This window comes from Synechococcus sp. H55.9 (assembly GCF_047462355.1).
Lineage (GTDB): Bacteria > Cyanobacteriota > Cyanobacteriia > Thermostichales > Thermostichaceae > Thermostichus.
This window is the reverse complement of record NZ_JANSJB010000009.1, coordinates 17802-24551: the sequence shown is the minus strand read 5'-3', so window position 1 is coordinate 24551 and position 6750 is coordinate 17802. Positions and strand designations below refer to the sequence as shown.

Annotated in this window: 8 protein-coding genes; 5 read left to right on the top strand and 3 right to left on the bottom strand. The window is 62.9% G+C overall.

What is annotated here, in order from left to right:
* Nucleotides 1-975 (top strand): YcjF family protein (locus NW857_RS02385; RefSeq protein ID WP_414367859.1); only part of this gene is annotated, 975 nt, incomplete at its 5' end.
* On the opposite strand, the gene NW857_RS02380 is transcribed toward NW857_RS02385, so the two are convergent.
* Nucleotides 972-1295, bottom strand: a complete 324-nt coding sequence (locus tag NW857_RS02380) for a hypothetical protein (protein ID WP_414334389.1) — start codon at nt 1293-1295, stop codon at nt 972-974. The two genes, NW857_RS02385 and NW857_RS02380, sit on opposite strands and share 4 nt — an antisense overlap.
* A 183-nt stretch (nt 1296-1478) precedes the next feature.
* Between NW857_RS02380 and rpsN the strand changes: the two genes are divergently transcribed.
* The 4 genes from rpsN to NW857_RS02360 all read left to right on the top strand — a co-directional run bounded on the left by rpsN (nt 1479) and on the right by NW857_RS02360 (nt 4266).
* Nucleotides 1479-1784, top strand: coding sequence for a 30S ribosomal protein S14 (gene rpsN, locus NW857_RS02375; RefSeq protein WP_414334387.1), 306 nt, complete (start codon nt 1479-1481; stop codon nt 1782-1784).
* A gap of 59 nt (nt 1785-1843) precedes the next feature.
* Nucleotides 1844-2476 (top strand): ribonuclease D, encoded by a 633-nt coding sequence (locus NW857_RS02370; protein ID WP_414334385.1) that lies wholly within the window; start codon nt 1844-1846, stop codon nt 2474-2476.
* Between the two features lie 99 nt (nt 2477-2575).
* Nucleotides 2576-3436 (top strand): ABC transporter ATP-binding protein, encoded by an 861-nt coding sequence (locus NW857_RS02365; protein WP_414367857.1) that lies wholly within the window; start codon nt 2576-2578, stop codon nt 3434-3436.
* Between the two features lie 56 nt (nt 3437-3492).
* The gene (locus tag NW857_RS02360; RefSeq protein WP_414338052.1) at nt 3493-4266 is read left to right on the top strand and encodes an ABC transporter permease; all 774 of its coding nucleotides are present in this window, start codon (nt 3493-3495) and stop codon (nt 4264-4266) included.
* Between the two features lie 33 nt (nt 4267-4299).
* On the opposite strand, the gene ald is transcribed toward NW857_RS02360, so the two are convergent.
* Together ald and NW857_RS02350 are read right to left on the bottom strand one after the other, a co-directional pair.
* Nucleotides 4300-5388, bottom strand: a complete 1089-nt coding sequence (gene ald / locus NW857_RS02355; protein WP_414334380.1) for an alanine dehydrogenase — start codon at nt 5386-5388, stop codon at nt 4300-4302.
* 176 nt (nt 5389-5564) lie between these two features.
* Nucleotides 5565-6701 (bottom strand): LptF/LptG family permease, encoded by a 1137-nt coding sequence (locus tag NW857_RS02350; RefSeq protein ID WP_414367855.1) that lies wholly within the window; start codon nt 6699-6701, stop codon nt 5565-5567.
* Nucleotides 6702-6750: the final 49 nt, after the last annotated feature.

Below are 6750 nucleotides of genomic sequence, written 5' to 3'. Positions count from 1 at the left end.
CCGGTGCAGATCGTGGACTGCCCGGGCATTTTGGAGATCGGGCCGGCAGGGGCGATGCGGGAAGAGGAGGCGCAGGCGCAGGCGCAGGCCGCCGAGCTGCTGTTGGTGGTGGTGGATGGGGATCTGCGCCAGTCGGAGGTGGATCCCTTGCGCCGGTTGATCGCCCTGGGCAAGCGGGCTCTGCTGGTGCTCAACAAAATCGACCGTTACACCTCGGAAGAACGGCAGCTCCTCTTGCAGCGCCTGCGGGAACGGGTTTACCCCCTGATCCAACCGGAAGATGTGCTGCTGGCTGCTGCTGACCCGGCCCCCGTGCGGCTGGGATCCCAAACCTGGCAACCGGAGCCCGAGGTGGCAGCGGTGCGGGATCGCGTCCAGGCGGTGCTCTACGCCGAAGGGGGATCCCTGGCCTTGGACAATGCCCTGCTGCAATCGCAGCAGTTGGGGGAAGAGGCCAAGCGGATCATCCAGGCGCAGTTGCGCCGCCAGGCGGAGGAGGTGATCGATCGCTTTCAGTGGATCGTGACCGGCGTCGTGTTTGTCAACCCCATCCCGGCGCTGGATCTGCTGGCCATTGCCGCCATCAACGCCCAGATGGTGGTGGAGCTGGGATCCCTCTACGGCTGCCAGATGAACCTGCAGCAGGGGCGGGAACTGGCCCTGTCCCTGGCCAAGACCCTGGCTGGCCTGGGGCTGGTGGAAGGGGCGATCCAACTGACCACCGGGCTCCTGGCTACGGTGGCTGAGGTGAGCGTGGTCGGTTTTTTGGCGACAGCCCCCATCCAGGCGGCCAGCGCCGGCTATCTCACCCGCATTGCCGGCAAAAGCTTCATCGAGTATTTCCAGCGCAACCAAAGCTGGGGGGAAGGGGGGATGCAGGCGGTGGTCAGGGCCCAGGTGGAGAGCACCCAAAAAGCGGGCTGGCTCAAGGAGTTTGTCCGCCAGGCCTCAGAACGGGTTTTTCGCCTGCGCTAGTCCCTGTTGGCGGCCTCGACAGCAATATCCGTCGGCAGGAAGGTCAGCTCCATCTGCGCCACATAGTCGGCGTAGCTCAGGGCGGGCACATCATCCCATTCCGCCAGGCCATGCATGCACTTCGACCATTGAATAAAAGTGGCCGGATAGATATAAGCCAAGCTGGGATCCTGCAAAACCTCTTTGGGCAGCGGCGGAGCCGACTTGAGCACCGCCAACAAAGCCGGGGGCTTGTGGAGGATCACGCGGGTGGCCTCGATCTGCTCTGGGGAAACCTTGAACTTGGCGGCGACAAACGAGATCACTTTGGAAAGGGTCATCACCCACCACCAACCTTGCCTACAGAAAGAGATTGCCCCTAAGCCAAGAGGCTGGCCTCAGGGATCCTACGGAGCCCAAGCAAGGGGAGCGGCGAGGATGGCCGGCTCTGGGATCCCCTTGCCTGAGGGGAGGGCTTCTCGCTATTCTAGATAAGCTGAAAAATTGGGAGAAACAGGTGAGCCGTGGCTAAAAAGAGCATGATCGAGCGGGAGAAAAAGCGCCAGCGCTTGGTCGAAAAATATCGGGAGAAGCGCCAACAACTAAAGGCGGCCATGGCCGATCCCAACATCGACCAGGTCACCCGCATGGAGCTGCATGCTCAACTGCAAAAACTCCCTCGGGCCAGCTCGCCCACCCGCCTGCGCAACCGCTGCTGGAAAACCGGGCGTCCCCGCGGCTATTTCCGGGATTTCGGGCTCTGCCGCAACAGCTTGCGGGAAATGGCCCACCGCGGCCTGCTGCCGGGCGTGGTCAAGTCGAGCTGGTAGTTTGCCTAAGCCGCCGTTGCTTGGTTCTACAGCCAAACCATTCTTTTGAGGGAGCCGGCGTGGGCCTGCAGCCTTTTCAGCTTTGTGATGAAGATCTCGCTCTAGAGGTTGTGGAGGCATTGGCCGGCGAATCCCAGTTGGCCGTGGATACCGAAACGATGGGCTTGATCCCGCAGCGGGACAGGCTCTGCGTCGTGCAAATAGCTAACGCTGCCGGCGAGGTGGTGCTGCTGCGGCTCAGCCGCGGCGTGAAGCAGGCCCCCCGTTTGGCGCGGCTGCTGACGGATCCCAACATCGAAAAGATCTTCCACTACGCCCGTTTTGACCTGGCCATGCTGCGCTACCACCTGGGGATCCAGGCCTGGCCGGTCTTTTGCACCAAGGTAGCCAGCAAGCTGGCCCGCACCTACACCAGTAAGCACAGCCTGAAGGACGTGGTGAGCGAGCTGTGCGGGGTGGAGCTAAACAAAGCCGCCCAAAGCTCCGACTGGGGAGCTGTCCAGTCCCTCTCGCCGGAGCAGTTGGACTATGCGGCCAACGATGTCCGCTATTTGATCCCGGTGCGCCACAAGTTGGCCCAGATGTTGCAGCGGGAGGAGCGCTGGGAGCTGGCGCAGCGCTGTTTTCAACACCTGCCCACCTTGGTGGAGCTGGATCTGCTGGGATATAGCAACGTCTTCGAGCACCAGTAGGCGACAGCCCCGAAGAACCGGCCTCGCCGCTGGCCGGCAGAGTATTGGGCAATACAGTTGGTTGCTCTCCTCTCTGGTGTAATGGGAAGGAGGCTGGCCGTGAAAACCACCGGAGTTGAGTCGATGTTGGAGTCGCAGCAGGTGGCCCAGAGCAGTGTCTCTCTTGGGCTCTTGGACAAGCCTATCCTGGAGCTGCGCCACGTCTCCCTGCAGTACCCCGGCAAGGGATCCCCGGTCACGATCATCCGCGACCTCAGCTTTTCGGTGGCCCACTCGGAGTTTGTCTCGATTGTGGGGCCGAGCGGCTGCGGCAAGACGTCTCTGTTGAAGATGATAGCCGGCCTCAACACCAACCACGGCGGCACCCTTTACTTTCGGTTGCAGCCCGTCACCGGCCCCCTCAAGAGGGTGGGCATGGCCTTCCAAAATCCGGTGCTGCTGCCCTGGCGCACTACCTTACAGAACGTGTTGCTGCCTCTGGAAGTGGTAGAGCCCTACAAGCGCACCTTCCGGCAAAACCTGGCTCAGCACAAAAAGTCGGCGCTGGAGCTGTTGGCCGCCGTGGGCTTGGATGGTTTCCAAAAAGCCTATCCTTGGCAGCTTTCCGGGGGGATGCGGCAGCGGGTTGCCCTCTGTCGAGCTTTGATCCACCAGCCGGAGCTGTTGTTGCTGGATGAGCCCTTTGCCGCCCTGGATGCCTTCACCCGCGAGGAGATGTGGGAGATGTTGCAGCGGCTGTGGCTGCGCACCGGCTGCACGGCTATTCTCATCACTCACGATCTGCGGGAGGCGGTTTTCCTCTCCGATACCATTTATGTCATGGGGTCGCGGCCTAGCGAGATTGTCTTTACCCTCAAGGTGGATCTGCCCCGCCCGCGCCCGTTGGAGATCTGCCTGACGGACGAGTTTCACCACTTGGTTGCGGAAGTGCGCAAGCACATAAGGACTCCGTCCCGCTGACGCGAACGGCGCAGCAGCTAACCAAAGTTTTCTCGATAGATCGCCGCGCAACCCTGATGAAAAACTCCTTTGACCGATTTCTCCAGACGAAAGCGGCCTCGCTGCTCCTGCCGGTGGTCACCCTGCTGCTGACCCTTGGCCTTTGGGAGGCAGGGGTGCGGCTGTTGCAGGTTCCCCGCTTTGTTTTGCCTGCGCCCAGCGCGATCTGGCAGTCGATGCAGGAGTGGGACGAGGTGATCCTGGGGCACTCGCTGTTTACCCTCAGCTCAACCCTGCTGGCTTTTGGGCTGGCTTTGGTGGGCGGGATCTTGCTGGGATCCCTTATCGGCAGCTCCCGCCTGGCCCATCTGTGTCTGTACCCACTGCTGGTGGGGTTTAATACCATCCCCAAGGTGGCCCTGGTGCCGCTGCTGGCGATTTGGTTTGGCCTGGGCATGATCCCGGCGGTGATTACAGCTTTTTTGCTGGCCTTTTTCCCCATTGCCGTGAATGTGGCGGTGGGCCTGGAGACGGTGGAGCCAGAAATGCGCGATGTGCTGCGCTCCCTGGGGGCCAGCGGTTGGGAAATCTTCCTCAAGGTGGGGCTTCCCCACAGCTTGCCCTATCTGTTTGCCTCGCTGAAGGTGGCCATTTCGCTGGCCTTTGTCGGCGCGGTGATCGCGGAGACGGTGGCCTCTAACCGCGGGCTGGGCTACCTGATTGTGTCCGCCAGCTCTTCTTTTGATGTGCCCTTGGCCTTTGCCGGCTTGGTTGCCCTCGGCCTCATGGGTGTTCTGCTCTACTCTTTTTTCGCCGCTCTGGAGCGCTACCTCTTGGCCTGGCGGCAGTAGCGGGAGGGATCCCGACGGGAAAGCTGGCCCAAGCTAGCTCAAGTCGGGAAAGGTGGCCCGCACCGCCGGGTGGATGAGCTTTCCGCCCCGGATGTTGAGCCCCTTGGCCAGGCCCGGATCCTGCTCCAGGGCGGCGCTCAAGCCAAGGTTGGCCAACTTGAGGACGTAGGGGAGGGTGGCGTTGACCAGCGCCTGGGTCGAAGTCCAGGGGACGGCCCCCGGCATGTTGGGAACCCCGTAGTGCAAGACTCCGTGGGCTTCGTAAACCGGCTGGGCATGGGTGGTGACCTTGGTGGTGGCGATGCACCCCCCCTGATCCACGGCCACATCCACGATCAAAGAGCGGGGCCGCATCTGGGCCACCAGCTCTTCCTTCACCAAAACCGGGGCGCGGCTGCCCGGCACCAACACTGCTCCCACCACCAGGTCGGCCTCGCGGACGCACTCCTCGATGCTCTGGGCGGTGCTGTAGAGCAGCTCCACCCGCGACCCGAAGATCAGCTCCAGCTCGTTGAGGCGCTGCAGGTTGATGTCCAGAATCTGCACCCGCGCCCCCAGCCCGACGGCCATCTTGGCCGCCTCCGTGCCCACCGTGCCCCCGCCCAGGATCACCACCCGCCCCGGCGGCACCCCTGGGATCCCGCCCAGCAACACGCCTCGCCCCCCCTGCTGACGGGTGAGGTAGTGGGCGCCAAATTGCACCGACAGCCGCCCGGCAATCATGCTCATGGGCATCAAGAGGGGCAGGGATCCGTCGGGCAGCTCCACCGTCTCGTAGGCCAGGCAGGTGGCCCCCGAACGCAGCAGGGCCTGGGTCAGCTCGCGGCTGGCCGCCAGGTGCAAGTAGGTAAACAGGATGAGATCCGGATGGAGCAAGGGATACTCGGCGGGCAGGGGCTCTTTGACCTTCACCACCAACTGCTGCCGGTAGATCTCCTCCGGTGTGGCGGCCAGCTTGGCCCCCGCTTTTTGGTAGTCTTCGTCGCTAAAGCCCGCCCCCTGGCCGGCTTGGGTCTCCACCCACACCTGGTGCCCCTGCTCAGTCAAGGCCCGCACCGCCGCCGGCGTCAGGCCGACGCGAAACTCCTGCTCTTTGATCTCTTTGGGCACGCCAATGCGCATAGGGATCCCCACAGGGCTGTTCTCCAGTCTAGACAGACCGGCGCTGGGATGGGATCCCTGGCCTGCGCAGACCGGCCAAAATCCCTACCTTTTCCCCGCAAGGGGACGGAAACTGTGTTGAAGGGATCCGGTGGATCCCTGGCTAGGTTGGGGGTTGCTCCGCCCGGAAGGGATCCCTAGCGCAGGAAGCGGGCCAAGAGCAGCAGGCCGAGGCTACCGAAGAGGAGGTTGAAGCTCCAGGCTGCTGCCCAGGGAGGAAGGGCTCCTGCTTCTCCCAGGCTGCGAGATACGCTCAGCACCACGTAGTAGGCAAACACCAACAGGATCCCGAAGACGACGCCGCCATAGCGGCCCACACGGCGAGCGGTGCTGGATCCCAGGGGAAGGGAAATCAGCACGGCAAAAAAGCTGGCCAGGGGCAGGGAAAAGCGCATGTGGAACTCGGTGCGCAAGGGCTGGGTATTGAGGTTGGAGCGGGCCAGGCGGGAGATGCGCTCCGCCAGCTCCGGTAGGCTGAGCTCGTTGGGGGGAACTGGCGGCTGCAACAGGGCGGCCAGATCTTGGGAGACCGCCAGCGGCTTGCGGTCGAAGGGCTCTTCGGCCAGGCTGAGGCCATCGGGGCCGTAGCGGTGGGTCACTCCTTCGCTGAGGGTCCAGTCCAGGCCATTCCACACCGCCTGGGCCGCCAGCGTCACTTCCGCCAACCGGTACTTGCCCCCCGGCAAGGGATCCACCCGCAGGATAGTGACATCCTGCATGGTATTCAGCCGCGGATCCACCTGGCGGATGAAAAACCAGAGGTTGTCTAAGGACTCCGTCCCGCCAACGCGAGCGGTCTTGAAAAAGACGTCGTATTGCACCGGGCTTGTAGCTTGGGCCAGGAGCGCCTGCTGGTCAATGCGGCGGATTTCCCGTTTGCTGGCCGGCAAGAGCACGTTGCTGATCAAAAAAGCGCTCAGGCTCATGAGCAGCCCCACCAGCAACAGGGGACGAAAGATGCGCGTAAACGGGATCCCGGCTGCCCGCATGGCGGTAATCTCGCTGTTGCCGCTCAGCTTGCCCAAGGTGAGCATGGTGGCAAAAAAAGCAGCGATGGGCATGCCCAGCACCACCATCTCCGGCAGATCCAACATCAAGAGCCGCAACACCGTCAGGGGCGGTACGGATCCCTCGACCAGCCGCTCGGCCAGGGTAAAGAGCCGGCCCGCCAAAAGCAGCAGGGTTCCCCCAGCTATACCGGCCAAAAGGGGGGTGAGCATCTGTCCAAAGAGGTAGCGCTCCAGCAGCCAGAACTTGGTGAACAAGCGGGCCATGGGCAAAAGTTGAGGGATTAGGGCTATTTCAAGCTAGCGTGAACGGTTC

Bases quoted from the DNA above. Each gene is read 5' to 3' on its own strand.
- ald (WP_414334380.1), bottom strand. From the start codon at position 5,388: ATGCGCATTGGCGTGCCCAAAGAGATCAAAGAGCAGGAGTTTCGCGTC.
- NW857_RS02360 (WP_414338052.1), top strand. From the start codon at position 3,493: ATGAAAAACTCCTTTGACCGATTTCTCCAGACGAAAGCGGCCTCGCTG.
- NW857_RS02380 (WP_414334389.1), bottom strand. From the start codon at position 1,295: ATGACCCTTTCCAAAGTGATCTCGTTTGTCGCCGCCAAGTTCAAGGTT.
- NW857_RS02350 (WP_414367855.1), bottom strand. From the start codon at position 6,701: ATGGCCCGCTTGTTCACCAAGTTCTGGCTGCTGGAGCGCTACCTCTTT.